The 24,458-nt window shown below is 52.4% G+C and carries 40 protein-coding genes, 3 tRNA genes and 1 pseudogene; 40 read left to right on the forward strand and 4 right to left on the reverse strand.

What is annotated here, in order from left to right; genetic code table 11:
• Window positions 1-37 precede the first annotated feature (37 nt).
• Both KHQ23_RS14390 and KHQ23_RS14395 read right to left on the reverse strand, forming a co-directional pair.
• A complete protein-coding gene (locus KHQ23_RS14390) occupies window positions 38-232 on the reverse strand; it encodes a hypothetical protein (RefSeq protein WP_032717012.1) in 195 nt (64 codons plus the stop codon).
• A complete protein-coding gene (locus KHQ23_RS14395; RefSeq protein WP_167875476.1) occupies window positions 225-350 on the reverse strand; it encodes a hypothetical protein in 126 nt (41 codons plus the stop codon). Before KHQ23_RS14395 ends, KHQ23_RS14390 begins: the two co-directional genes overlap by 8 nt.
• Window positions 351-850: 500 nt before the next feature.
• Here KHQ23_RS14395 and KHQ23_RS14400 point away from each other — a divergent pair, with 500 nt between their 5' ends.
• Window positions 851-1,054 carry a hypothetical protein gene (locus KHQ23_RS14400; RefSeq protein ID WP_019725100.1) on the forward strand — a complete coding sequence of 68 codons (204 nt, stop codon included), beginning with the start codon at window positions 851-853 and terminating at the stop codon, window positions 1,052-1,054.
• Between the two features lie 166 nt (window positions 1,055-1,220).
• On the opposite strand, the gene KHQ23_RS14405 is transcribed toward KHQ23_RS14400, so the two are convergent.
• Window positions 1,221-1,484 (reverse strand): hypothetical protein, encoded by a 264-nt coding sequence (locus tag KHQ23_RS14405; protein ID WP_211776908.1) that lies wholly within the window; start codon window positions 1,482-1,484, stop codon window positions 1,221-1,223.
• Between the two features lie 183 nt (window positions 1,485-1,667).
• A complete protein-coding gene (locus KHQ23_RS14410; protein ID WP_064146708.1) occupies window positions 1,668-2,378 on the reverse strand; it encodes a LexA family transcriptional regulator in 711 nt (236 codons plus the stop codon).
• A 104-nt stretch (window positions 2,379-2,482) separates the two neighbouring features.
• Here KHQ23_RS14410 and KHQ23_RS14415 point away from each other — a divergent pair, with 104 nt between their 5' ends.
• The 39 genes and pseudogenes from KHQ23_RS14415 to KHQ23_RS14590 all read left to right on the forward strand — a co-directional run bounded on the left by KHQ23_RS14415 (window position 2,483) and on the right by KHQ23_RS14590 (window position 24,458).
• Complete coding sequence (locus KHQ23_RS14415; RefSeq protein ID WP_001548452.1) at window positions 2,483-2,674, forward strand: Cro/CI family transcriptional regulator; 192 nt, start codon at window positions 2,483-2,485, stop codon at window positions 2,672-2,674.
• A gap of 79 nt (window positions 2,675-2,753) precedes the next feature.
• The gene (locus tag KHQ23_RS14420) at window positions 2,754-3,038 is read left to right on the forward strand and encodes a CII family transcriptional regulator (RefSeq protein WP_038435002.1); all 285 of its coding nucleotides are present in this window, start codon (window positions 2,754-2,756) and stop codon (window positions 3,036-3,038) included.
• A 34-nt stretch (window positions 3,039-3,072) separates the two neighbouring features.
• Window positions 3,073-3,219 carry a hypothetical protein gene (locus KHQ23_RS14425; protein WP_004151298.1) on the forward strand — a complete coding sequence of 49 codons (147 nt, stop codon included), beginning with the start codon at window positions 3,073-3,075 and terminating at the stop codon, window positions 3,217-3,219.
• A 40-nt stretch (window positions 3,220-3,259) separates the two neighbouring features.
• Window positions 3,260-4,111, forward strand: coding sequence for a DNA replication protein (locus tag KHQ23_RS14430; RefSeq protein ID WP_211776915.1), 852 nt, complete (start codon window positions 3,260-3,262; stop codon window positions 4,109-4,111).
• Between the two features lie 4 nt (window positions 4,112-4,115).
• Window positions 4,116-5,531, forward strand: coding sequence for a DnaB-like helicase C-terminal domain-containing protein (locus tag KHQ23_RS14435; protein ID WP_211776914.1), 1,416 nt, complete (start codon window positions 4,116-4,118; stop codon window positions 5,529-5,531).
• Window positions 5,531-5,833 carry a helix-turn-helix domain-containing protein gene (locus KHQ23_RS14440; protein WP_023341873.1) on the forward strand — a complete coding sequence of 101 codons (303 nt, stop codon included), beginning with the start codon at window positions 5,531-5,533 and terminating at the stop codon, window positions 5,831-5,833. The genes KHQ23_RS14435 and KHQ23_RS14440 overlap by 1 nt, the downstream gene beginning before the upstream one ends.
• Window positions 5,830-6,384: a hypothetical protein gene (locus KHQ23_RS14445; RefSeq protein ID WP_227525522.1), complete on the forward strand. Its 555-nt coding sequence runs from the start codon at window positions 5,830-5,832 to the stop codon at window positions 6,382-6,384. Before KHQ23_RS14440 ends, KHQ23_RS14445 begins: the two co-directional genes overlap by 4 nt.
• Entirely contained in the window at window positions 6,381-7,061 is a 681-nt protein-coding gene (locus KHQ23_RS14450; protein ID WP_074421332.1) for a DUF551 domain-containing protein, read from the forward strand. The genes KHQ23_RS14445 and KHQ23_RS14450 overlap by 4 nt, the downstream gene beginning before the upstream one ends.
• Window positions 7,061-7,309 (forward strand): hypothetical protein, encoded by a 249-nt coding sequence (locus tag KHQ23_RS26540; RefSeq protein ID WP_039108781.1) that lies wholly within the window; start codon window positions 7,061-7,063, stop codon window positions 7,307-7,309. The genes KHQ23_RS14450 and KHQ23_RS26540 overlap by 1 nt, the downstream gene beginning before the upstream one ends.
• 164 nt (window positions 7,310-7,473) lie before the next feature.
• Window positions 7,474-7,794: a hypothetical protein gene (locus tag KHQ23_RS14455; protein ID WP_039108779.1), complete on the forward strand. Its 321-nt coding sequence runs from the start codon at window positions 7,474-7,476 to the stop codon at window positions 7,792-7,794.
• Between the two features lie 354 nt (window positions 7,795-8,148).
• On the forward strand, window positions 8,149-8,604 hold the full coding sequence (locus KHQ23_RS14460) for a YbcN family protein (RefSeq protein ID WP_004884220.1): 456 nt from the start codon (window positions 8,149-8,151) through the stop codon (window positions 8,602-8,604).
• Complete coding sequence (locus KHQ23_RS14465) at window positions 8,604-8,771, forward strand: NinE family protein (protein WP_040218304.1); 168 nt, start codon at window positions 8,604-8,606, stop codon at window positions 8,769-8,771. Before KHQ23_RS14460 ends, KHQ23_RS14465 begins: the two co-directional genes overlap by 1 nt.
• Window positions 8,768-9,436: a metallophosphoesterase gene (locus KHQ23_RS14470; protein ID WP_087825974.1), complete on the forward strand. Its 669-nt coding sequence runs from the start codon at window positions 8,768-8,770 to the stop codon at window positions 9,434-9,436. Before KHQ23_RS14465 ends, KHQ23_RS14470 begins: the two co-directional genes overlap by 4 nt.
• The gene (locus tag KHQ23_RS14475) at window positions 9,429-10,010 is read left to right on the forward strand and encodes a recombination protein NinG (RefSeq protein ID WP_211776907.1); all 582 of its coding nucleotides are present in this window, start codon (window positions 9,429-9,431) and stop codon (window positions 10,008-10,010) included. Before KHQ23_RS14470 ends, KHQ23_RS14475 begins: the two co-directional genes overlap by 8 nt.
• Complete coding sequence (locus tag KHQ23_RS14480) at window positions 10,007-10,231, forward strand: protein ninY (protein WP_211776906.1); 225 nt, start codon at window positions 10,007-10,009, stop codon at window positions 10,229-10,231. The genes KHQ23_RS14475 and KHQ23_RS14480 overlap by 4 nt, the downstream gene beginning before the upstream one ends.
• Window positions 10,228-10,368 (forward strand): YlcG family protein, encoded by a 141-nt coding sequence (locus tag KHQ23_RS14485; protein WP_211776905.1) that lies wholly within the window; start codon window positions 10,228-10,230, stop codon window positions 10,366-10,368. The genes KHQ23_RS14480 and KHQ23_RS14485 overlap by 4 nt, the downstream gene beginning before the upstream one ends.
• Window positions 10,368-11,057: a bacteriophage antitermination protein Q gene (locus KHQ23_RS14490; RefSeq protein WP_211776913.1), complete on the forward strand. Its 690-nt coding sequence runs from the start codon at window positions 10,368-10,370 to the stop codon at window positions 11,055-11,057. The genes KHQ23_RS14485 and KHQ23_RS14490 overlap by 1 nt, the downstream gene beginning before the upstream one ends.
• Before the next feature lie 103 nt (window positions 11,058-11,160).
• Window positions 11,161-11,232 (forward strand) — tRNA-Asn (locus KHQ23_RS14495).
• Window positions 11,233-11,241: 9 nt separating this feature from the next.
• Window positions 11,242-11,317: transfer RNA gene (locus tag KHQ23_RS14500), tRNA-Phe, on the forward strand.
• 5 nt (window positions 11,318-11,322) lie between these two features.
• Window positions 11,323-11,397, forward strand: a tRNA-Thr gene (locus tag KHQ23_RS14505).
• Window positions 11,398-11,791: 394 nt separating this feature from the next.
• Complete coding sequence (locus KHQ23_RS14510) at window positions 11,792-12,331, forward strand: HNH endonuclease signature motif containing protein (protein ID WP_211776904.1); 540 nt, start codon at window positions 11,792-11,794, stop codon at window positions 12,329-12,331.
• A gap of 118 nt (window positions 12,332-12,449) precedes the next feature.
• Window positions 12,450-12,755, forward strand: a complete 306-nt coding sequence (locus KHQ23_RS14515; protein WP_025987688.1) for a phage holin family protein — start codon at window positions 12,450-12,452, stop codon at window positions 12,753-12,755.
• On the forward strand, window positions 12,742-13,191 hold the full coding sequence (locus KHQ23_RS14520; RefSeq protein ID WP_211776903.1) for a lysozyme: 450 nt from the start codon (window positions 12,742-12,744) through the stop codon (window positions 13,189-13,191). Before KHQ23_RS14515 ends, KHQ23_RS14520 begins: the two co-directional genes overlap by 14 nt.
• On the forward strand, window positions 13,188-13,394 hold the full coding sequence (locus KHQ23_RS14525; RefSeq protein ID WP_211776902.1) for a hypothetical protein: 207 nt from the start codon (window positions 13,188-13,190) through the stop codon (window positions 13,392-13,394). Before KHQ23_RS14520 ends, KHQ23_RS14525 begins: the two co-directional genes overlap by 4 nt.
• Complete coding sequence (locus tag KHQ23_RS14530) at window positions 13,391-13,801, forward strand: DUF2570 domain-containing protein (RefSeq protein ID WP_374110501.1); 411 nt, start codon at window positions 13,391-13,393, stop codon at window positions 13,799-13,801. Before KHQ23_RS14525 ends, KHQ23_RS14530 begins: the two co-directional genes overlap by 4 nt.
• Window positions 13,686-13,943: an Rz1 lytic protein gene (locus KHQ23_RS26315; RefSeq protein ID WP_228297551.1), complete on the forward strand. Its 258-nt coding sequence runs from the start codon at window positions 13,686-13,688 to the stop codon at window positions 13,941-13,943. The genes KHQ23_RS14530 and KHQ23_RS26315 overlap by 116 nt, the downstream gene beginning before the upstream one ends.
• 137 nt (window positions 13,944-14,080) lie before the next feature.
• A complete protein-coding gene (locus tag KHQ23_RS14535; protein WP_211776901.1) occupies window positions 14,081-14,809 on the forward strand; it encodes a hypothetical protein in 729 nt (242 codons plus the stop codon).
• A gap of 462 nt (window positions 14,810-15,271) precedes the next feature.
• Window positions 15,272-15,853, forward strand: coding sequence for an HNH endonuclease (locus KHQ23_RS14540; RefSeq protein ID WP_101857262.1), 582 nt, complete (start codon window positions 15,272-15,274; stop codon window positions 15,851-15,853).
• A gap of 38 nt (window positions 15,854-15,891) precedes the next feature.
• Entirely contained in the window at window positions 15,892-16,527 is a 636-nt protein-coding gene (locus tag KHQ23_RS14545) for a putative metallopeptidase (protein ID WP_087749011.1), read from the forward strand.
• 30 nt (window positions 16,528-16,557) lie between these two features.
• The gene (locus KHQ23_RS14550) at window positions 16,558-17,043 is read left to right on the forward strand and encodes a DUF2280 domain-containing protein (protein ID WP_211776900.1); all 486 of its coding nucleotides are present in this window, start codon (window positions 16,558-16,560) and stop codon (window positions 17,041-17,043) included.
• 1 nt (window position 17,044) lies between these two features.
• Complete coding sequence (terL, locus tag KHQ23_RS14555) at window positions 17,045-18,721, forward strand: phage terminase large subunit (RefSeq protein WP_211776899.1); 1,677 nt, start codon at window positions 17,045-17,047, stop codon at window positions 18,719-18,721.
• Window positions 18,722-20,242, forward strand: a complete 1,521-nt coding sequence (locus KHQ23_RS14560; protein ID WP_025713734.1) for a DUF1073 domain-containing protein — start codon at window positions 18,722-18,724, stop codon at window positions 20,240-20,242.
• A 52-nt stretch (window positions 20,243-20,294) separates the two neighbouring features.
• On the forward strand, window positions 20,295-20,993 hold the full coding sequence (locus tag KHQ23_RS14565) for a phage minor head protein (RefSeq protein ID WP_025713735.1): 699 nt from the start codon (window positions 20,295-20,297) through the stop codon (window positions 20,991-20,993).
• A 3-nt stretch (window positions 20,994-20,996) separates the two neighbouring features.
• Window positions 20,997-21,533 (forward strand): annotated as a pseudogene (locus KHQ23_RS26320) (DUF2213 domain-containing protein); the annotation flags it as partial.
• Between the two features lie 309 nt (window positions 21,534-21,842).
• Window positions 21,843-22,166: a hypothetical protein gene (locus tag KHQ23_RS26325; protein ID WP_076742001.1), complete on the forward strand. Its 324-nt coding sequence runs from the start codon at window positions 21,843-21,845 to the stop codon at window positions 22,164-22,166.
• A 1-nt stretch (window position 22,167) separates the two neighbouring features.
• Window positions 22,168-22,650: a hypothetical protein gene (locus KHQ23_RS14575; protein ID WP_211776898.1), complete on the forward strand. Its 483-nt coding sequence runs from the start codon at window positions 22,168-22,170 to the stop codon at window positions 22,648-22,650.
• Entirely contained in the window at window positions 22,650-23,687 is a 1,038-nt protein-coding gene (locus KHQ23_RS14580) for a DUF2184 domain-containing protein (RefSeq protein WP_019724831.1), read from the forward strand. The genes KHQ23_RS14575 and KHQ23_RS14580 overlap by 1 nt, the downstream gene beginning before the upstream one ends.
• A gap of 1 nt (window position 23,688) precedes the next feature.
• Complete coding sequence (locus KHQ23_RS14585) at window positions 23,689-24,015, forward strand: hypothetical protein (protein ID WP_211776897.1); 327 nt, start codon at window positions 23,689-23,691, stop codon at window positions 24,013-24,015.
• Window positions 24,015-24,458, forward strand: a complete 444-nt coding sequence (locus KHQ23_RS14590) for a DUF4054 domain-containing protein (RefSeq protein WP_211776896.1) — start codon at window positions 24,015-24,017, stop codon at window positions 24,456-24,458. Before KHQ23_RS14585 ends, KHQ23_RS14590 begins: the two co-directional genes overlap by 1 nt.

Raw genomic sequence — 24,458 nt, forward strand, 5'->3', positions numbered from 1 at the left:
TGATAGCTCAGTTAAATTCGTGCGCTGATATGCGCGGTTAATGCGTCCCGGCTGGTACCAGGTTCGGCTCAATGCTGCGTGAAGCGTATGGCCGGCGGATGTGGCGCAGATTACCCTGCGGCTCATGCCAGTAGCTGCCGTCGCGATAGTCGAAGCTGACCAGCCAGGCGGCCCCGGTGCGGCGATTGCGCATCATCACGGCGCGTCCGCTGTTAGGAATTGAGTTAGCCATTGAACACCCCCGTAACGTGCAGAATTTTGATAACCACTGCCGCCCAGATAACACCGCAGATCAGCAGGCAGTAAATCAGTGAACGAATGCCTTGTTTGCTCATGCGACACCCCAGCAAAACTCAAAGCTTACCCATGCAACCGCAATCACAAGCAGAGCAACCTTTAAGCAGAACCGATGCCATGCAGGTACTTCGTGTTCTCGGATCATTCTTCAGTACCTCGAAAATTAATCTCATGCAGCCTGAGAAGCCCACGCCCTTGCGTCACGACGATTAAGCCATGCCAACTTAACCCACAGGTCATGAACCCCATCACCTCGGCGAGTATTGCGGCATTTCTCGCGGTACCGGAGATACTCGGAATTGCACTCAAGGGCATATTTTTTTGCGGTCATCTCTTCACCTTTTGCCTTATCGCGGCTAACGGAGCGTTGTTACCTATCACCGGCGCCAACGTTGTTGTTTGGATGAGATGATAATACTCCGGGTATTATTTTATATCAATACCGCTAGTATTATGAAATTTAATAAAACTACTAACGGTATGATTTTAAAGTTGATTTATTTTTGTAAAGAGTGCTGTTATGCTCAAAAAAACATCATAAAGGGGTGTTGGCATGTCGAATGAGGATGAGTTTTTCGCAGAAATGCACCCGCAGATAGCGCAGGTCATCGGGATAGCGGTTATGCAGCTGCTGGTTGAGAAGCGAGAGCCATCAAGAGAGGCGCTGATAGAGATGATTCAGGTGTTGTGGCAGGGTGACCAGGTAGATCTGGCAGTAGAGTTGGCACTGGATGTGCTGATGCTGCGGGAAGAGTGATTCCTTAAACTATGATTAATATGGTTTTATTTTCTTGTTATAAGGGAGAGCAGCTTTTCTGAAGCGCGTATCGGCTTTGATAAGTCTCCTGCGATATAAGTATATTTATTGGTTTTTATCAGAACCTCTTCCCCTCTGTGTGAGCTTTCGAACTCATCAAATGCACTCATAAGATCACTGTTATCAATTTTTTCCTAATGTCAGAAAACCTCAATATATCAATTCGTTTTACTTGAGGATGAGAGAATTCTCCTCTACGCATATCATCAATATGGCTTATCAATTTCTCTCTAATCGGTATTGATACCTGATTCCACTCCTTTCTTTTTTCACCTTTTATGGCAAAGTAGTAGCTTATATAACCAGTTGCAGGAACTGCAATGGCGGCTACAATCATGGCAATTGTTGCAACGCAGTCGCTATATGTCATGAGGTCTTCCTATGCCAGATGTATTTACATTTTCCGAAATGCTTTCAACAGTGGCGCTGGCAATATCTTTAACCAACGCTGTCTGGTTGTTCTTTTTTTGGTTGACAGTCAAGAGGATGTAATAGCGATTAACATCCTCTACAAATCAACCGTGCTTCCTGTACGTCTGCGGCATGCTGCCGATCACACAAGTCTCAACTTAGTTTCTACAGCCACACCAATGATCCGGCAATTCCCATTGATGGGAACCAATGGCCATTGAGGGTTTAAGCCCTTCAGGTACTTCTGGTCACCATCAATGATCAGTTTTTTAAATGTCGCCTCGTTTGATTCCGAGAGTTTTGCAATAACGAGGCTTCCGTTGACCGGCTCCCTTCCGGTATCAAAAAGAACATATGTACCCTCTGGTATGCTGAGCCCGATCGGGGCAGTCATGGATTCCCCCTCGACCAACAACCAGAACGCATCCCCCTGGATGTGAGCGTCTGATTCGAGCCATAGATCGATATCTTTAAGTGCATACGGCTCGCACGCTTCCGACCAATGCCCAGCCTGAATCTTGCTTAATACAGGGTATTTAATGCCTGGGGTGTACTGGCCTACATACTTGGCATTCGATGTGGCGGCAGCACTCATTGCAGATATTTCTTTCGCAAGGCTGGGGCTAAAATCAGAGACGTCCACCTGGAGGGCTCTGGCAAAAACAGCAGCCACGGCAGCATTAAGGGCATTCCTGCCATTCAAGTAATGCCCAACGCCACCCTGAGATATGTCTAGCATGTCAGCTATTGATTGCTGTGTTATCCCAAGCTCTTTTTTCTTGGCTTCATAGAGGGCTTTCAGTCTTTCTGCGTCAGCGATCTGAGCCGATGTCAGTGTCTTTTTCTTTTCCATTTTCAAATAGTAATACCAATGCTCTTATTTTAAAAATACTCGCGGTATTGCAATGTTTAATACTTGTGGTATTGTTTGCTCATGAGTTGATAGGAGCTAACCACATGAAAATTTCTTTAGCTGAATACGTTGACGAAGTTGGACAGGCAAGAGCTGCTGATGCCATCGGCGTTCACCAGACCGCAATTAGTAAAGCTATCCGGGTAGGGCGGAAGATTTTCGTTAACACCCTGCCTGATGGAAAAATTAAGGCTGAAGAGATCAAGCCTTTCCCACATAACAGAAATCCTGATTAAACAAAGCTGAATTGAGCAGTCAGCGGGTTCTGACTGAGTAATTCAGCCATTCCAAACAACACCAGAGGAAGTATTGCAGATGGAGAATTCAACAGCACGAAACAAACACCAGGCCAGGAATATTGAGTCATGGCTGCATAACCAAATCGCAATGAAGGGGACGACCAATGTGGCCAATGCCATGGGTCTTACAAAGTCGAGTATCAGTAAATGGAAGGAAACCTGGATTCCGAAAATAGCGATGTTACTGGCGGTCTTGGAGTGGGGAGTGGTCGATGACGATATGTCTCGACTGGCGAAAGAAGTAGCAAGCCTGCTTAGAAAAGAGATGGCCCCAAAGTGCTCGCAACACTTTGAGGCCTGATGCGAATTAACTGGATCAATTCACAGGAGTAATTATGCCTAAGAGCAACAGATTTTACCAGGCACAAACACACAAAAATGTTACCCGCGACCGCTTCATTCGCTCTGTTAACCCGGTGGTTGGCATGAAAATGCGCGCCATCCTGGAAGAGCTGAAACGGAAGGAGGAAGGCCGTGAGTAACGTTCTCCGCATATCCGATTTTAGAGGGTCTCAGAAGCCCATGGAAAAACCTCAGCCATCAGGGCAGGGGTTGGTATTCCTGCACCGTAAAGTAAGAGAGCTGCCGTTCTACAAGACCGACAGTGAAGCCGTCCATCTGTGGATCCATCTCATCATGGAGGTGAATTCAGCTGACGGGATGGTAACCACAGAGTTTGGTGAGTATCCGGTTTCCCGCGGTCAGGTGATCACCGGGCGACATACCCTGTCGAAAGACACAGGAATAGCACCTGACCGGGTGAAATATCTTCTGAACAAATTCGCCAAAATGGGCATGGTCACCACCCTGGCAAACAAGAAATTCACCCTCTTAACCGTCACCAAATATGACGATTATCAGCAGTTTTTTGTGCCAACAGAATGCCAACAGAGTGCCAACGCAAACCCAGTAACCACGCTGCGTACAAGTGAGGTTATGCCAACAGAATGCCAACAGAGTGCCACAAACAATATATTAAATAATATCTCTTCTACTGACGTAGAAGAGAGTGCATCAGCATCGAAAAAATCAGAACCGAAAAAACCGTCTCTCAGCTGTGAGCAGGTTGTTGAGGTTTACCACCAGGTTCTGCCAGAAGCACAAGGCATCAGGATCCTTACTGACAAGCGACGTAACCTGATCCGCTCGTTCTGGCAGAAGGCCAACAAAATCACCCGTCAGCTTGATGGCCATAGCTTTACCCTGGCCGACTGGGAGTCTTACCTGAGCTACATCGCCAGTAACTGCCGGTGGATGCTTGAGAATCGCCCTGATCAGCGCACCGGTAAAACCTGGCGCCGCAAGTCGCTGGAATACTTCCTGAACGTCGATGTCTACGCCAAAACGCGCGAGGGGGCCTGTGATGACCTCTGATTTCATGACACCTCCGCACAGCATTGAAGCAGAGCAGAGCGTACTTGGCGGACTCCTTCTGGACGACGACAGCAGCGAGCGTACTCAGAAGGTACTTTCGATCCTCAAGCCGGAATCGTTCTACTCGCGTCAGCACCAGGTCATTTTCGCTGAAATGCGCCAGATGTATCGCGACCATAAGCCGGTTGATCTGCTGACCCTGTTTGATGCTCTCGATAGCAAGGGTCTGACGGAAACCGTTGGTGGCTTTGCATACCTGGCTGAAATGTCGAAGAACACACCAAGCGCGGCGAACATCGTGGCCTATGCAATGCGTGTCCGTGAGACCGCGATGGAGCGATACGGCATCGAGAAAACAACGAAGGCGATCGAGTTGCTTTATGCCCGCAACGGCATGACGGCAGAACAGAAGTTTGACGCAATTCAGGGATTATTTACTGAGATAACCGAGCACGTAAAAACAGGGCGACGGACTGGGCTTCGCACGTTCTATGACGCTGTAACTGACTGGTCAGCAGAATTCGACGAAAGGCTCAAGCCGGATGGTCGTTCCCGCGGGTTGTCGACCGGGATCCGCTCTCTGGATGAACTTCTCGGTGTGAAGCGCATTGTGCGCGGCAGCCTGTTTGTTATCGGCGCACGTCCGAAGATGGGTAAAACCACGCTCTACACCCAGATGGGGATCAACTGCGCGACGGTCGAGAACGAACCGGCCCTTATGTTTTCTCTGGAAATGCCGGAAGGGCAGATGGTGGAGAAAATCACTGCGCAGAAGGGGCGGATCTCTCCAAACCTGTTTTACCCGGACATGACTAAGGATGACTACGGCTATCGCGGCGACTGGAATGGCGATTTGAAGAAAGCTACCGGCGTTATGGGAGCGCTGATTGACACCAATAACCTCCTGATTGATGACACCCCGGGTATTTCACTGGCGCATGTCGTGGCTGAGTCACGTCGCATCAAGCGTGAACGCGGCAAGGTCGGAATGATCCTCGTTGACTACCTGACGCTGATGACTGCCGATAAGGCAGAGCGAAATGACCTTGCTTACGGGCTGATCACCAAAGGCCTCAAGACGCTGGCGAAGGAGCTGGATTGCGTCGTGGTTCTCCTGACTCAGCTTAACCGTGAGCTTGAGAAGCGAACCAATAAGCGCCCCTTGCCGAGCGACTCCCGCGACACCGGGCAGATTGAACAGGACTGCGATTACTGGCTGGCCATATACCGGGAGGGCGCCTACGACGAGAACGCAAACCAGAGTGACACAGAGCTCCTCCTGCGCCTTAACCGGCATGGTGAGACAGGTGTTGTCTATTGCGAGCAACGTCACGGGGCGATTTATGACTGCGATCAGGAAGCTGCCAGTCAGCGCCGGCGCGAGAAAGAGGATAAACCAACCAAACGGGGTGGATTCTGATGAAAAAGAACTCGGGAAAACAAGCCGTTATTAACTTCATCGGCCAGCATCCTGGCTGCAGCTTTCAGGATATCCGCCGCGGCACCGGGCTTGACTCTTCAGTGGTCAATTCCTCCCTGTGGCAGATGAACAAAGACGGCCAGGTTAAGCGTGAAGGTGAATGCAGGAGCTACCGCTACACCCTGATTGACACAACAGCCGTAACCGAAAGCGATCCGTCTGTTCAGTATCGCCAGCGTCCTGGCGGCGTAAACCCAATGACCAACCTGTTTAACCAGTGCCTGGCGGGAGTAAGAAAATGAAAAACGAAGTCGAACAGATTGCACTGCAAAACGATATGAGCATTGAATTCGTAACCTGGTTCTTTAACGAGAAGAAAGCGGGTTGCGGAAATGTCTGGTTCATGATGATGGCTGCAATGTGGGAGGGCTGGAAAGGTCGTAGCATCGAAATGGATAAGCTGGCTGCGGAGAATGTGGAGATGAAGCAGATCATTGACTCCGTAACCAACCTGGATAACGAACCTCAGTACCACGACGAAGGCATGGGGTGCGGACTGGAAGACCGAGGTATTACTGACCGGTACGATGCCTGCCGCTATGGCTGGGATGAAGCTATGGAGCGGATATACGGCGAAGTGATCCCATGTGCCGATGAGCTTGATTTTTCCGCCACCGATGCCTACCTGGCCGGGATTAAGGCTGATGGGGTAGAAGAGTTTGCAGCGATGACAGAAAAAGTTGGTGATGAAGAGGAGTTTTACGATCACGGGGAGTCTTCTGAGACGCTGAAATACACGGCTAAGCAAGCAAGATTATTCGCCCAGCAGCTGCGCGATGGGGCCGACAAATGACCAAATCAACCATAACCAGAGAAGAAAGCGTTCAGGCCGTATTTGATTTAAAGGTTGGCTATCGGCTTGGGTTTGCCGACTTAGAGATTCTCAAGCGAGTGGCCCGCATGGCGCTGGCCGCAATGGGCAGCAGCGAGTCGGTTGAACTGCCTCTTGACTACCTGCAGGGGCACAAAGACGGTCTGGAGTGGGCCGCTCAACTGGCAGAGTCCAATCACCCTCAGACCGGAGACTGGCTTTACGATGACCCTATCGAGCTGGCAAAAGCTATTCGCAAAGGTCCAGATATGCCGCCAGCGCAGCCAGCGCCGGTAGTGCCGCCTGAATGTGTTGCCCCCGTCTCTACGCCGAGCAATCTGGCATATGAGGCAGGCTGGAACGCCTGCCGCGCCGCCATGCTCGCAGCCGCGCAGCATGATACCCCCGCTCTCAACCCGGTGCAGAGCGTCGTTACTGTGCCGGGCAAATGGATTCCGGTAAGCGAGCGGATGCCGGAAGTCGGCGTTAAGGTCTTGTGCTTCCCGGCAGAGGATGAGCCGATTCATGCGGTATTCAATGGTCAGTTATGGCTGCAGGATGTTTCATGGAGCGGAAGTGAAGAGCCAATTGATAACGTCATTCCTGTCACCGTAACCCACTGGATGCCGCTGCCGGCCGGGCCGCAGGAGGTGAGGTGATGCCGAGGGCTAGTACGGTAGGCGAAATCGTCAGGTCTGACATGGTGCAGTCTGGGTCGCTCAGAAAGCGATACTGGCAATCATCATCTCTTCCGTTTCGTGAAAAGCGTAAGCACAGGCCACAACCTTGCCATTTCAGAAGAGATAGGGTGCTTCAAAAAATCATGCGCAGGGAGATGGAAGCCATGGTTAATCGCCTTAGTAAAATCGATGCTTCAAAGATTCTTGAGGAAGTTGGCGATGCCTAAATCCCCCGCAGACGCAAAGCCGCGCACCCATCTACTTGATGCTATATAATCCCCTCCACACCAGAGGGGGCTTGTGTCGAAGTGGAGCCTCTCCCTCCGGCTTTACGTGTAAAATGCACATTAGTGAACTTTGGACGCAAGGAAAACAACAATTGGTATCGTTTATGAAAAAAACATTGCTTCTGGTTTGTGCTGTCCTTGTATCAAACGTGGCGCTTGCTATTGAAAAAAAAGAAGAAATAGTACCTGTTCGCATAAGCTGTCCTGCGCCAGTGATGCCAGTCAAGGCTCAGGCATTGAGAATTGAAGGGAGTGTCGATTATGCGGCGTGGGTTAATGATAAAGGCGATGTGTACTCAGTAGACATAACGGGCGATGAGGTTTTCTTCAGGGAAGCTGAGGTTGCTATTAAAAAGTGTAAGTTTATGCTAGGCCATCCAGGGGTATATCGGGATACAATAAAATTTAGTCTGGTAAAACCTTAAAAAGGGCTTTTGTCGTCAAATATCTACCATGTGGGTAACTCCGCGGCATGCTGAGGCTCTGGTGAGCAGAGATGTGTCAGGCACGTGAGGCTGCTTAACGGTAACCCCCGCAGAACGCAAAGCCTTCAGTTGAAATCAAACCCCTCTCCGGAGGGGTTTTCTCGTATATGCTCATTTTGCTTTTATCCCCGTAACGGGCGATAATTACCTCGTCAGCCTGAGCAACTGACGACTTACTTCCGGCGCCAAGTGGGGACACATGGCGCACAAAACCTTACAGCAATCCCTGTCACCGATGGCGAAATCCACCGGCGATTTTCTGCATTCAGAGTTTGGCCTCTTCGGAGGTGAAGCGTGAACATCCCTCAATGCGGCATCAAACTGCACAGCGGCAACTTCAGCGCTATAGGCAAGATTCTTCAGGAGCAGCTCTCTGACGGGAAATGTCTTCGCCTGCAGGTCAAAGAGTGGCGTGAAAAACGCAGCCTGAGCCAGAACGCACTCAGTCACATGTGGTACGCGGAAATCAGCGAATACCTGATTAACTCAGGACGTACCGACGCAACTCCCGAGTGGGTTAAGCGGAACCTAAAAAAGACCTATCTCGGCTGCGAAGAGGTGACATACACCGACTTCATCACCGGTGAGAAAACCACAACCTGGGAACCCCGGCATACCTCCGATCTTGATACCGGCGAAATGCACATCTTCCTGACCAAAGTAGAGGCCTGGTGCGCTCAGTTTGGTCTGGCTCTCACCATTCCACACGGTTGCGAATATCAGCAACTGCAGCAAAAGCAGGAGGCCTGATGAGCAGCCTTCTCGCCAAAGTAATGGATCGCGGCATCTTCCGCGTTCCTGCTCGCCGCAAGCGCAAGGTCGAAGTTAAGCCTTCCGATATCCCTACCTTTCATTATACGGCTCACCTGGCAGATGTCCGCTGGCTGCGCCGCGCTGCCAGAAGGAAAATTGCATGAGCCTCTACCGAAGCATTAATGGCGCAATCTGGCGCAACATCTGGGTTGTTGGCGATCTGCATGGGTGCCATACGCTGCTGATGAACGAGCTGGAAAGGGTCCATTTTGACCCATTGTGTGATCTGCTGATCTCAGTAGGTGACCTTATCGATCGCGGGGCGGAAAACGTCGAATGCCTTGAGCTAATCGCAATGCCCTGGTTTATGGCTGTAAGAGGGAACCATGAGCAGATGATGCTCGACGGACTATCCTCCTCCGGGAACGTGTATCACTGGCTCGCTAACGGTGGCGGATGGTTCTTTAACCTTGACTACGACAAAAAACGGCAGGCTATCGAGCTGGTCAAATTGGTTGGCACCATGCCACTCATTATCGAGGTAATGACCGAGGGTAAGAGGGTGGTGGTCTGCCATGCTGACTACCCGCATAACGAATATGCGTATGGCAAGCCCGTCGATGCAGAACAGGTCATCTGGAATCGTGAGCGAGTGAGCGCGGCTCAGGATGGGATTGTGAATGAAATATCCGGTGCAGACCTGTTTATTTTTGGTCACACCCCGACGCATCAGCCAAGTCAGTACGCCAACCAGATGTATATCGACACTGGGGCCGTGTTCTGCGGCCGCCTGACCTTGGTGCAGATCCAGGGTGGTGAGCATGCTTAAACGAACTCAGCGCCGGTGCAAAATCTGCCGGGCAAAATTCACCCCATTATTCGAAAACCATCGTTGGTGCTGCCCTGAGCATGGCGCTGAATTTGCCATGCAGGAGCTTGAGAAGAAGCGCGATAAGCAGGCCAAGGCAAAAGAGAAGAAAGAGCGCGCAGCCTGGCGCAAGCGCAAAGCCGCGGTGAAGCCTCTACGGCACTGGGAAGACATGACCCAACGTGTCGTTAACGACTATATCCGCGAGCGTGACCACGACCTGCCGTGCATCAGCTGCGGCACGTTCGAAACGGTTCAGTGGGAGGCCGGGCATTACCGTTCCCGCGGGAAAGCATCACACCTGCGCTACAACGAGGACAATATTCACAAGCAGTGCCATCACTGCAACGTGCAGATGTCAGGGAATCAGCAGCAGTACCGCATTGCTCTGGTAGAGAAAATCGGCGCTGAGCGCGTCGAGGCGCTCGAAAACAACAACACCCCTCACCGATACACCATCGAAGAACTGGAAGGCATCAGGCGCCATTACAGCGCGCTACGCCGTGCGCTCATAAAACAACGGGAGGCCGCATGAGAAAAATCCAATACCCAATGTCCACCGCCGCTGTTTTTGATGACGTGGTCTATCCCATCCACCTGAACGGATCGCATCAGATAGAGAGCGAGGTTATGGGCGCGATCAGATGGTTCTGCCGGTGGAACAACGAGGAGATGGCCGTCGTTAAGGCGCATGTGCTGTTTAGCTGCTGGGGCCTATACCTGACGTATGACCAGCTTATGGCGGAGGCCAAATGAGCCGAGACGTTATCGAACTCATCCGCGACCGATGGCAAAAGCTCCGGCTCTTGCGTAGCCGCGGCACTGTACTGGTTGACTACCGCATATTGAGAAATTTCGTTCGCATCTATCAGACCCGGGGAGAGACAGCATGATCAATACCCAATACCTCCAATATGTTCGCCAGCAGCTGATAGTGGCCACTGCCGATCTGAGCGGTGCGACGAAAGGGCAACTGGTAGCCTTTGCAGAGAACGCGCAATTCACCGCTACGGCGCGCAGCCGGGGAAGGAAGAAGGTGTATAGCGAGGCGAAGCAAAAAATGGTTAACCCGGATGGGCCGCCGATGAGCGGCAGCCAGTCGCGCGCTAAGGGTTCATCGATCGCCCTCGTTCTTCCCGTTGAGTATTCGACGGCCAGCTGGCGCAGGGCTCTGCTGTCGCTGGAAGAGCATCAGAAAGCCTGGTTGCTTTGGAACTACAGCGACAATATCCGCTTTGAATATCAGGTAGCGATAACACAGTGGGCATGGGTAGGATTCCGTGATCAACTCGGCTCTAAGAAAGTGGCCGGCAAGACGATGGAGCGGCTGAAGAAACTGACATGGCTGGCGGCCCAGGATGTCAAAGCAGAACTGGCTGGCCGGGAGACTTATGAATACCAGTCGCTGGCGGAGCTGGTTGGTGTAGCAAAGTCCACATGGACAGAAACCTACCTTCCTCATTGGCTGGCGCTGCGCAGCAGTTTTGTGAAGCTTGATAGCGACGCTCTCATATCGGTAACGCGATCACGTTCACAACAAAAGGCGACAAATTTAGATGTAAGTCTTGCAAAACCGAACTGAAAGGCATATATTTCATGTAAATCTGATATTGTCGCCATAGCTTCGATTGTCGACACACAAAGAATTCAAGCCCGAGGTTAACGCCTTGGGCTTTTTCATTTCAGGGTCAGAAGCACAGCGGTTGTGCGTTCGGCTGTTAACCGAATGGTCGAAGGTTCGAATCCTTCCTGTCCCGCAAAATTTTGGAACTCTGGTGTAGATGGTTCGCGCGGATGCCTGAAGAGCATTAGGAGATGGTTCGATTCCATCGGGTTCCACCAAATTCGCCGGTCTAGTTCAGTGGCAGAACGGCAGCCTTGTCAGCTGCGCGTCAGAGGTTCGATTCCTTTACCCGGCACCAAATAGAAGGCCGCATAGAATGCTATTATGGCTATGGATGTTTTTTTGCTTTTGGTCTCCCACAGTCATCTTCGCAATCATGATTGAGGACAGATTTTGCTGTCTCGGTCAACATGACTGGCATGTTGATACTGTGGAAGATGAATGCAAATACATGCCATTAAAGACAATTACGCGATGCAATCGCTGCGGTAAAGTTGAATCTATTTAGTACCAAACCCAGCCAGGGTACCTTCGGCCATGATGCCGACATTGCCACACCCTCATATTCCCGCCTTGAGCGGGTTTTTTTTCGCGCTTCGCATGCGCATCCAAATAACGTCGAACCAATCACTTTGAAATGAGCCTTTGAGGAAGTCAGTTAGTGCTGGCGAGCCTCGACGGGCTGATTTCCTATGCGACAAAGGTTCATCTCAAAGAAGGTAAACGCAATTCCTAACGATCCAAAAAAAGAAGATATTGAGAAGTTTTTCGAATGCGACCCTGAGAATGGGTTAATCAAGCGCGCTATAAATTCTGGCGTAGCAAAAGCAGGAGAAGTACCTGTCAGTATCAATAACTGCGGCTACCACATGGTTTGTGCTCTGGGCCGCATTGTCGGTCTTCATCGAATCATGTGGATAGTTGCAAACGGGCAAATACCTGAAGGCATGGAAATTGACCATATCAATGGTGATAAGGGCGACAACAGGATAGCAAATCTCAGGCTCTGCACCATAAATCAGAATCGGCAGAACAAGCCCAAATACAAAAATAACAAATCTGGGTTTAAGGGAGTTTGCTTTGAATCTGGCGAAAGAGAAAAGCCTTGGCGAGCAAGAATAGTGGTAAATAAAAAAGCAATCAGCTTGGGTAACTTTCATACCAAGCTGGAGGCTCATCACGCATATCAAGAAGCAGCTAAAAAATATTTTGGCGAGTTCAATAGAAATTAATTTTCAGGGTCGCGGGTATCACCCTCGACGCTTTGTTGGTAAATCAGCCCGACGGCCCTGACCTTCTCACACACAGCTTCCCGATCTTTCATCGGAGGCGGTAACTATGGCTAAGCGTATGCAAGACAAAGAGAGCATTGCCGGGATGTCCTGGCTGGTTCTGCTGATCATTGCTTGCTGGGGTGGACTTGTCCGCTACCTGATAGATGTGAAGCAGAGCAAGGCAACATGGAGCTTGATCAATGCTCTTGCCCAAATGGTGGTTTCAGGGTTTACCGGCGTTATTGCTGGCCTGGTGAGCATTGAAAGCGGACTGAGCATTTACATGATTCTGGCAACCGCGGGGATAAGCGGCGCGATGGGCTCCGTAGCGTTGACCTATTTCTGGGAGCGCCTGACGGGGATTAAAGATGCAAATCAGTAATAACGGTATCGCGCTGATTAAGCGATTTGAGGGTTGTCGGTTAACCGCATATCCCGACCCGGGCACCGGCGGTGATCCCTGGACGATTGGCTACGGCTGGACGGGAAAAGTAGACGGAAAGCCTATCAAGCCCGGAATGAAGATTGACGACGCAACGGCGGATCGCCTTCTGCGCACTGGCGTGGTGAGCTTTGACCAGGCGGTAAGCAAGATGCTCAAAGTTACCGTTACCCAGAACCAGTATGACGCGCTTGTATCGCTTGCCTATAACATCGGTACGCGAGCGCTATCCACCTCAACGCTTATGAAGAAGCTGAATGCAGGTGATGTGAAAGGCGCAGCTGATGAGTTCCTTCGCTGGAACCGGTCAGGCGGCAAGGCAATGGCTGGCCTCACCAATCGCCGCAAGGCAGAGCGTGAGGTATTTCTCTCATGAAACTCGTTGATGACTGGAAAAGCGCATGGCGCTGGTTCTCCATGCATGCACTGGTGCTGGCCGGGATTATCCCCACGGTATGGGCAGAGCTACCGCCAGACCTCAAGACCGCAATCCCGCCGGGAGCGATGGGCACCATTACGGCGGTAATCGCTGCATGCGGTATTGTTGGCCGTCTGGTTAGCCAGAGTAAGCCGCAATGACAGCCGAAGCCATTCTGGCGCTGGTTAAAAAGTTCTGGCTGCCGGCGCTCATGGTCGTGCTGATTGGTGCGCTGGCTATCTCTGTCAGCCACTACAAAGGCAAAGCCGAGCAGGAAAAGCAGCGAGCCGATGGAGCCGAACAGCAGGTAAACGCAGCTCAGGCCATAACATCCAACGTTCTGACTACCATGACCATATTCAACACCATCGTCGAGGCCAATCAGCATGCAAAAGAGCAGATCGCACTGGACGCATCGGGAGCCTCGGCTGATATCCGGGTTGCTGTTGCGAATGATGATTGCACTAATCGCCCTGTGCCTGCTGGCGCAGTTAAGCGGTTGCAACAATACGCGAACGGTCTACGTCAAAGTGCCGGTGGTCCCGTTACCGGGCAGCCTGACGGCTGACACCCCTCAACCGGAAATCCCTGACAACCTGACCTGGGGCCAGAGCCTTGATTTAAACGTCAGTCTGCTATCAGCGCTGGGGCAGTGCAACCGGGATAAGGCCGATATCAGGCAAGCAGAGAAAAAACGAGCCTCGCAATAGCGGGGCTTTTTAATGCGTATCGTACACGCAAACCATCGAGAGTCTTTCAGTCGTGAGCCTGAGGAACGCCGTTAAAGGTGGCGACCTCTCTCGGGCGGCGTTCCTGTACGACAGGCTCACATCTAAAGGAAAACAGCATGAAACTTATTAAGTATTGGAAAGTTCAGCTTCTGAAACTTTCTCATTCTTCCGGCGCTCTCTGCAGCCGTAATCCAGACGATACCCTGTTATTTGAGGGGTATTCAAAAGACAAACCCAATATCAAGCTAGGAACCGGGCTCAGCATCGAACTATTTACGGCGCCTGACTCAGTGGAAACCTGTATCTTCCGAGACCACCTCATTGACGGCGTGTTATGCATCCCGGTGTATGAGAGAGATGAAGGTGACGATGAAACTGACGGGACTCAGGAAGAGCAGACTAAGCCACCCTCACGCGAGGCCATGATTGAATATATCAAGCAGGCCATTGGGGAAGGCTATCAGCCTAAAATCTGCCATGAGCTCATTCGCAATCCTGATCTGCTTTGGCAGTTGCATGACGAGGCGGTCGATTATGAATATCGCGCTTGTTGGCGCTGGTACCAAAACGGTCATGGTTTTCATGAGACTTTTAGCGTCCCTGAGAAAATCCACGATCACGCCTGCGTAAACTGTTTTGCCGATAAAGGCCCATGCCTTGGCGAGTGCCACGTATCCGACGTTAATAAGGCTCGCAGCTCCTCCTTCGAAGACGTAGTGAAGCCGGTAATCAAATGGCTTAACGAAAACGCCAACCCTCATACATCAGTGAGCATCGACACGACCAGTGCTCATCTGCTTACTGGTGAAATCGGCATTCACACGGAAGAGTTCTTTAAGGACTGATCGGGCATTACAGAGCCACTTCCAGAGGTGGCTCGATAATGTCACAACGAGGTGAGTCATATGCGCACTACTGGAATCCTAATGGCGGAAATTACGCTTCGCCCATACATGAAGCCGCTGCTCATCCTTTCAGTGCTTTTGCGCTGGGGCTGGCTCACTAAGAAGTGTATCCGGATTAGCCCTGCAATTGGCAAGCGGGTGTAATTATAAAGTTCTGCAAATGGTGCCATAAAAGCGCCATTGACAGAGTTTTATTTCAATAACCTTTTTTGAGTTATCAAAAATCCCGGGGTTTTAATCCCTTCCTCCAATAAGTACCAGTTTAATATTCTGAATGCCCGTCACGGGGCAACATAACCACAGAGCCTTGCGGGGTGAGTCTATGGGGTAGGCAGTAATGCTTTCACTCTGTGGGCTGCTTTTATCCGCGTGAACTTAGGCTCACCACCGAAAGGAAAAGCAATGGACTATTCATTATCAGAGCTATCTGAGGTTTTTACGTGCGACCCTGAAAAGGGTGAGCTTTATTGGCTACCTCGCAGCAGAGAAAGTTTCAATAACGATTTCACCTATCGGATGTGGAACTTGCAGTTCTCCGGCAAAGTGGCCGGGGGAATCAATGGATCTGGATACGTAGTGGTTAGCTCTGGGGAAATGAAAATCCTAGCGCACCGGGCAATCTGGATTTTCGATGAAGGCCCCATTCCAGATGGAATGTTTATTGACCATATCAATCACATCCGACACGACAATAGGAAAGTAAATCTGCGCTTAGTGACTCACGCCCAGAACCAGAAAAACCAATCCATGCACTCTACGAACATTAGCGGTATCAATGGAGTAAGAAGGGATGAGAGGAGCGGGAAGTGGGCCGCCTTCATAAAAACAAAAGGCCGAAGCATTAGGCTTGGTTTATTTAATACATTAGAAGACGCCACTCAGGCGAGAAAGAGCGCTGATCGCAACTTCTGTTTTCATGAGAATCACGGTAAAGACAAGTATCTTGATACCCCTTACGTTGACCCTTGGTTAAGGGTTAACTGACCGGGGAAGTATCAAAGTAAACCAGAGGATTGTTCTGCATGACTGAAAATGAAAATCGCAGACCATTCCCTCCCGTCAACTTCACTGGCGAAAACTGGCTGCCTTATACCCGGCTGATCCCTGCCACCGAAATCGGCGAATGGGTAAATCAGAACATCCTCTCCGAAGAGGGCCAAATCCATAACCCTGACCATACGCACTTGGTCGACGCTGATGTCGCGTTCATGTGGGCTTCTGGCTCATTCGCCAAAAGCGGGCGCATTGTACTGGGCCAGTGTGAGCAGGTAATGATGCGCGCCGGCGGCTGGCAGAAATCCCGCATGGAACAGCAGATGCATGAATGGTTCGGTCGTATACCAAAGTTCATCATCACCCTGGCTGCTGACTACTGCGAGCAATGCAACGATCTGGAGTTCTGCGCTCTGGTTGAGCATGAGCTTTACCACATCGCCCAGGCAACTGATGACTATGGCGCGCCGAAGTTCAACAAAGAGACCGGGATGCCGGTGCTCAAACTTCGCGGCCATGACGTAGAGGAATTCGTCGGAGTGGTCCGGCGTTACGGCGCCAGCAAAGACGTGCAGGAAATGGTGGATGCGGCGAACAGGCCGGCGGAGGTTGCTCATATCGATGTTGCCAGAGCATGCGGGACATGCATGCTGAAACTGGCGTGATTTTATACTGCTTTATACGGACGGTGGGTTATGGCTGCACTAAAACCAGAAGTGAGAGCCTTTATCGTTCAAGAGCTCGCTTGCTTTGATACGCCATCCCAAATCGTCGAGTCCGTACAAAAAGAATTCAAGGTTCAGGTGACGCGCCAGCAGGTGGCATCGCATGACCCGACAAAGGTAGCTGGGAAAGGTTTGGCTCAAAAATGGGTCGACCTTTTCAACCGCACCCGTGACCGATTCCTCAACGAAATCTCTGACATCCCGATCGCCAACAAAGCCTATCGCCTGCGCGTCCTGCAGCGAATGTCTACGACTGCCGAAGGTATGAAAAACCTCGGCATGACAGCTCAGTTACTGGAGCAAGCGGCAAAAGAGGTTGGCGATGCCTACAGCAACAAGCAAAAGGTCGAGCTGACCGGTAAAGACGGCGGCCCACTGAATCAGGTGACGTACACCGCTGAAGACTATGCGGAGGCCCAGCAGAAGCTGGAGGGAAGGCTAGAAGGGCTGGACTGATATGAGCGGAATTATCGAATGGGATGACCTGTCATTCCCGGAGCGCGTGATGATCCGTTCAAAGTCCACGAAGTCATTCCTGAACTTCACCCGGATATGGTTCGAGCTGATTCAGGGCGATCGGCTGCTGGTTAACTGGCATCACCGCCTGATGGCTTCGAAAATTGATGATCTGCTTGCCGGGCGCCTTGTCCCGCGAAACCTGATTATCAACATCCCGCCCGGCGGTACAAAAACAGAGTTCTTCTCCATCCACTTCCCGGCGTATGTCAACGCCCTGGTGCAGGAGAAGCGGCTTAAACGCTTTCGCAACCTGAATATCTCTTTTGCTGACACGCTGGTAAAGCGTAACAGCCGGCGCACCCGCGACATTATCGCCAGCCGTGAATATCAGGAGTTCTGGCCCTGCTCGTTTGGTGTCAACCAGGCGGAAGAGTGGGAGATAAAGGACGAGCGAGGGCGCTCTATAGGACAGACGGTATCGCGCTCAAGCAACGGGCAGATCACCGGTGGTCGTGGTGGATACTACGGACCAGAGTTCTCCGGCATGGTGATGCTGGACGACTACAACAAGCCGGTGGACATGCTCAGCGAGTCCCGACGCAAAAGCGCGAATACGCTGCTGGTAAACACCATCCGCTCACGTCGCGGCGATAAGTCGAAAGAGCACCCGACTCCGTTTGTGAGCATTCAGCAGCGCCTGCACACCGACGATGCAACAGGCTTCATGCTTGCCGGCGGAATGGGCGTGCCGTTTCACCATGTCGCCATACCGGCCATGATCGACGAGAAGTACATCCAGTCGCTCGATGAGCCATGGCGTTCGCTGTGCTGGGAAACGGTCAAAGATACCGATTCTGTGGTCGTTGGTGGCGTTCGCTACTGGTCCTACTGGCCGCAGATGGAAGACGTTAACGACCTCCTGCAGCTGTGGGAAAAGGATCGCTATACCTTCCTTTCGCAATACCAGCAAAACCCAATGGCGCTGACTGGCGGGATCATCGACACCAGCTGGTTCAGAACGTACACCACCCTGCCGAAGCTTACGCACCGTGCCGTGTACGTCGATACGAACAGCGGGAAGGTAGAGGACTGGCTGGATTACACCGTGTTTACGCTGGCTGGAATGGGCGTGGACGGGAATCTGTACATCATCGACGTCGTTCGCGGTCGATGGGACCCGGAAGACCTCCTGAAGAAAGCGGAAGAGGTTTGGGAAAAATGGCGCCTCTCTGGCTCCATGCGGGTTATGCCGCTGCGTCATATGGCCATTGAAGAGAAGCAGGCCGGACAGGGCCTCATCACCACTCTGAAAAAACGTAGCCAGACCCCAGGACAACTCGCCATCCCGGTGAGGGAAATTCCGCGCGGCACCGGGCAGAACAAGCTTGTTCGCTGCCTTAACGTCATCCCCCAAATCAAAACCGGGAAAGTGTTTGTCCCCGCGACGCACACCGACGACGGACAGAAGCTTTCCAGCATCTTCTACGAGGACGGCACGATCGCAGGCTCAACGGAGTGGGTTCTGACGGCGATGACGGAATGCGCTGCTTTCTCCGCTGATGACAGTCACGACAACGACGACATCCTCGATACCTGGATGGACGCAATCGACGACAACCTGATTTCCGGCCCGCAGCCGATGGTTATCGACCCGAATCAACTCAGGAGAATTTAAGTGTGGTGGTTTAAAAAGAAAGAAGTCGCCGCGCCTGAGCCGGCAAAAGAACCTGAAGCACCGAAGGTCGGGATCAGACCAGAGGCCGTGGCCGAAGTCCGTGCATTACCGAAAAGAGAGTTTCAGCGCTACGAGCCGCCGAAAGGGGTGATCCCAGAGTCTATCAAAAGCGCCATTCTGGCAATGGACTCCACGCCTTACGATGACCTCAATGCAGCATATGGCGGTTACGGCTACGGTGACTTTGATAGCTTCCCTGGCTATCCGTACCTGGCCACGCTGGCGCAAAAGCCTGAATATCGCAAGATGGTTGGCACCATCGCGGAAGAAATGACCCGCAAATGGATAAAGCTCAAAACTGTCGGCGATGAAGACAAGGCGGATCGGGTAAAACAGCTCGAAGAGGCCATGAAGCGGTTTAAGGTGCGCGAGCGCTTTAAAGAAGCCGCAGAGCATGACGGCTACTTTGGCGGCGGCCAGATTTATATCGACGTTCGTTCGCCGCGGGGAATCTCCGCATGGATGGACGACAACGAGCTGCAATCGAAGCTCTTCATGAGCGACAAGAAGATCACGAAAGGCAGCCTGCAGGGGTTCAGGGTCATCGAGCCTATCTGGACCTATCCGGGGATTTATAACTCCGACAACCCGCTGAGCCCGGATTTCTACAAGCCGACTCAGTGGTTTGTCATGGGCCGGACCGTACATGCAAGCCGGATGATTGATTTCGTCTCGCGGCAGGTACCTGATCTGCTGAAAGCATCGTATAACTTCCGCGGCCTGTCTCTCTCGCAGATTGCCGAGCCATACGTCAATAACTGGCTTCGCACCCGCGACAGCGTCAGCGACATGATTCACTCGTTCTCTGTTCCGGTAATCGGAACAAATATGAGCACGATTCTGCAGGGCGGGGCGGCAGATGGCCTTCTGGCAAGGCTTGATGTCTTCAACCGATGCCGTGATAACCGTGGCGCATTCGCTAAAGACAACAACCCTACCCAGCCAGAAACGGTTGAGTTCGTTAACGCCCCGCTTAACGGTCTGGATGCCCTGCAGGCACAATCGCAGGAGCACATGTCAGCGGTTTCGAGCATCCCGCTCGTCAAACTGCTGGGCATCACTCCAAATGGCCTTAACGCAACGTCTGACGGCGAAATCCGCGTTTTCTACGACTACATTCACGCTCTGCAGCAGTCTGTTTTTAAAGACAACCTGAAGCGTGTGATGGACATCATTCAGCTCTCTGAGTTCGGGGATATTGACGACGGCATAACCTTCGACTTTGAGCCGCTGTACGAAATGAGCGCTAAAGAGCGGGCGGAAATTCGCAAAGTAGACGCTGACACGGACGCTGTCTATGTGGCCGCCAGCGTGCTCTCTGGCAACGAAGTCCGCGAAAAAATCGCCGGTGACCCGGACTCGCCCTATCACTCTCTGGACCTGAATGATGACCTCGAAATCGAAGACGACTACGACGAAGAGGAAGAAACAGACCCTGACGATAAGGGCGGTTCATCCTAACGCTGGCGTCGAAGCATGGTACCGCCGACAGCTTGATAAGCAGGTGCAGGAAATGCAGGCATCTGTTGTCTACTGGCTGTCTGCAAACTATCGGGCCAGCGGCGCGGCTGTCGCCATGGATGCATCACCTGCAGTGATGATGCGTAATGCCATGCAGAAACTGGCTAAGCGCTGGACTCGGCGGTTTGATGACATGGCGCAAAAGCTGGCAGACAGGTTCGCTAACGACGCCATGAAGAACGCAGATGCGTCACTGGCCACAGCCTTCAAAGATGCGGGGTTTACTGTCGAGTTCAAGATGACCTCGCAGATGAATAACGCTCTTCAGGCGACTATCGCCGAGAATGTCGGCCTTATCCGATCCATCCCCGAGAAGTATTTCACTGAGGTGGAAGGGCTGGTTATGCGGTCGGTAGCGCGTGGGCGCGACTTGTCCTATCTCACTGATGAACTCCAGAAGCGATACGGGATTACCCGGCGCCGTGCGGCGTTCATTGCCCGAGATCAGAACAACAAGGCTACCTCAGTCGTTCAGTCGGCACGGCAGCAGGCGCTTGGCATTACGCAAGGTATCTGGAAGCACTCCCACGCAGGCAAAAAGCCTCGCCAGTCCCATGTGAAAGCTAATGGCAGGCTTTTCGACCTCTCGGAGGGGATGCTCATTGATGGCGAGCACATCATGCCAGGCGAATTACCAAATTGTCGTTGCACCTGGGAGGCTGTCATTCCAGGGCTTTCAAAACAGGATTGAGCAATGAACCCCACAGAGTGCTTAGCTTTCGATCGCGCCTCTGTGCGCACCATCGATGCAAATGGCCGCCTTCAGATTTCACGAACGAATATTAGCAAGGCAAACGTCAACGCCTACTACGGACGCGAGATACCAAGAAGCGAAGAGCTTGGGCTCGAACCCAACAAACTTTACCGGCTTTGGCGCCACCCGGACGAACTCCGGAAAGCAGCCAAAACCTTCAATAACATCCCCGTGCTCAGCAAGCACATCCCCGATTTTCCCACCGACCCGCCAAATGAATTTCGTGTTGGCGTGACGCACTCCAATGCGGAGTTTGACGGCACGTATCTCACGGTTGGTATGTCGATCTGGGATAACAGCGCGATTGCTGGAATTGAGAGCGGAGAGCAGCGAGAGCTATCTGCATCGTACAAGTACGTCGCAGACATGACCCCGGGTGTTACCCCTGACGGCGAGCCTTATGACGGCGTTATGCGTGACATTTTCGGAAACCACGAAGCGCTGGTCCCTGACGGCCGCGCAGGGCCAGATGTACTGGTCGCAGATTCATTACCACCGGAGCTTAATCACATGCGTAAACATAAGGTAGCGGCGATCCGCGCCACCCTTAAGCCACTTCTGGCGCAGGATGCAGATCTGGAGGCAGAAGTCCGCAAAGCTCTTCTGGCTCTTGATGAGGCCGAAAAGGAAGACGAAAAAGAAAACAAAACCGCCGACGACGAAGACGACGACGAGAAGGACAAGAAAAAAACGGCGGACGATGAGGACGACGAAGAAGACAAGGACAAGAAGAAAACCGCCGAAGATGAAGACGATGAAGAAGACGACAAAGTCTCCAAAACAGCGATGGACTCTGCGATTCGTCTGGCAGCCGACAGCGCAACTAAAAAGGCTGCGGAAAACTTCCGGAAAATCCGTGAAGCCGAGCAGGTTGTGCGCCCGCTGATCGGCGACGTCGTTGCCATGGACTCAGCCGAAGATGTCTATCGCACCGCGCTTGAACAGAGCGGCGTGGATATCGCCGGCGTTCACCCGTCCGCTTATCCGGCGATGGTCAAAATGGCGATCAGCCAGAAAGAAAATTCACGCCCTGTCATTGCGCAGGATTCCGCTTCCGTCAGTGAGTTCGAAAAAGCATTCCCGACCGCTGGCAAACTGAAACGAGGTTAACATGGCAGGTTTTCAGACACGAATTAACCAGTATCCGGCCCCCGGTGTCGAAGGGGCCTTTGCTGGCACCAACCCTCACGCGACCTATCAGGCTGGCGAGGGCGCTCTGGTTGCTGGCAATGACGGCCTGACTGTCGGCCGCTTTGCCTGGGATGTTGACAGTGTGGCTTCCAATGCCGGTAGCGGTGTTCCGTCTGGCTTTGTCCATCGTGACGGTCAGGCGTCGATCACCATCTGGCTGGGTCAGGCATCCATGCTTATCCAGCCCGGCCGCGAAATCACCCTGATGGTAGCCGGTGACTTCTGGGCCAAAACATCAACCGCTGCCACCCGGGGGCAGAAGGTTTTTGCATCCCTGACCACCGGTGAGGTGCAAGTCGCCGCAGCCGGCGCAACCGTGGCCGGTTTTATCGAGACCGCATTCTATGCCGCAAGCGATTGTGACGCTGGCGAGCTGGTCAAAATCAGCACCTGGAGCAAGTAATGAACGAATTTCAGCGACACTACGCCGCAGCCAGCGGGAAATATGGCATTGTGCTGCCCGGCGCGAAGGACTACCTGAAGCCGGAGTTTGCGGAGAATTTCGCGCTGGCGATGGATGCCCAGCCGCAAATGGTTACTGCGAATAACGCCGGTATCCCGGCCTACTTCACTAACTACGTCGATCCGGAACTTATCCGCGTTCTCGTAACGCCGATGAAGGCTGCCGAGATTATCGGTGAAGTGAAAAAAGGCGACTGGACGACGCTGACCTCGCAGTTCCCGATCGTCGAGTCGACTGGTGAAACCAGCGCTTACGGCGACTTCAACAACAACGGAATGACGTCCGCCAACGTCAACTGGGTACCGCGCCAGTCGTTCCATTATCAGACTCACACCCGCTGGGGTGAACGCGAGCTGGACATGTATGGCGCCGGGCGTATCGGTTATGCCGCCGAGCTCAACGTGGCCTCTGCACTTGTACTGAACAAGTTCCAGAACAAGTCCTACTTCTACGGCATCGCCGGGCTGGAAAACTACGGTCTGCTCAACGATCCGTCTCTGAGCGCTCCGGTGACGCCGGCGGCGACTGGTTCCGGCGGTAGCGTTACCTGGGCAACTAAAGACGGGCAAGCCGTATATGACGACATCTCCGGTCGTCTCTATAAGCAACTGGTCTCTCAGACCAAAGGCCTCGTAGAGCGCACCGATCGCATGGTGCTCGGTATGTCGCCGGAAATGGAAGTCAACCTGACCAAGACGAACCAGTACAACGTGAACGTCACCGATCAGCTGAAGAAAAACTTCCCGAACATGCGTATCGAAACCGCTGTTGAATACAGCACCGACGCAGGCGAGCTTGTGCAGCTGATTGTTGAGCGTCTGGGTGAGCAGGACACCGCTTACGCAGCGTTCACCGAGAAGATGCGCGCCCACGCTGTCGTGGTGGAAGAGTCTTCCTGGCGGCAGAAAAAATCCGGTGGCACCTGGGGTGCAATCATTCGTCAACCGCTGGGCATTGCCAGCATGATCGGGGTGTAACATGGCCGAAACAGTAACTGTAGGATGCAAACTGCCGAACGGCCTGATCCTGGAGCAGGGCGGGTACAAAGTGGAGCTTAACGGCTCCAACTCCTCTCTCGTTTTCGGCGGCTACGGCCTGACCGAAAACGTGGACAAGGAAGCCTTTGAGGCGTGGCTGGCAGTACATGCTGATCAGCCATACGTTCGCAAAGAGCTGGTGTTTGCCCAGGCGAAAACCAGCAGCGCCCAGGCGAAAGCGAATGAAAACGCTTCGGAGAAAACCGGTCTGGAAGGTCTGGATCAGAACAAACCAGCCCCGGGCATTGAGAAGGCGGACAATAAATAATGGCGATCGTTGTCTTTGATGTTGCCGCATTTCGTGAGCGTTATCCGGAGTTCGATGCCGTAAGTGAAACGCTACTTAATGCGTACTTCACGGAGGCAACGATTTACCTGAATAACACGGACAGCAGCCCGGTAAAAGATATCTCTATCCGGGCTCTTTTCCTGAACATGCTGGTTGCGCACATTGCGGCGCTAAATTCAGGCGTAAACGGCGAAAAGGCTTCTGGTCTGGTTGGCCGTGTGGCAAGCGCATCGGAGGGGTCAGTGTCAGTATCAGCTGATGCAGGGCCCTCAAGCGAAAGCTCCTGGTGGTATAAGCAGACTACTTACGGGTCAGCTTACTGGGAGGCCACAAAGCATTACAGGACCGGGTTTTATGTCCCTGGCTCATCCCCTTCGATGTACCCTGGCCATTATAACCGTCGTTCATTCATCCGGAGGTAG

This window comes from Klebsiella sp. 64, assembly GCF_018223915.1.
Classification (GTDB): Bacteria; Pseudomonadota; Gammaproteobacteria; order Enterobacterales; family Enterobacteriaceae; genus Klebsiella; species Klebsiella pneumoniae.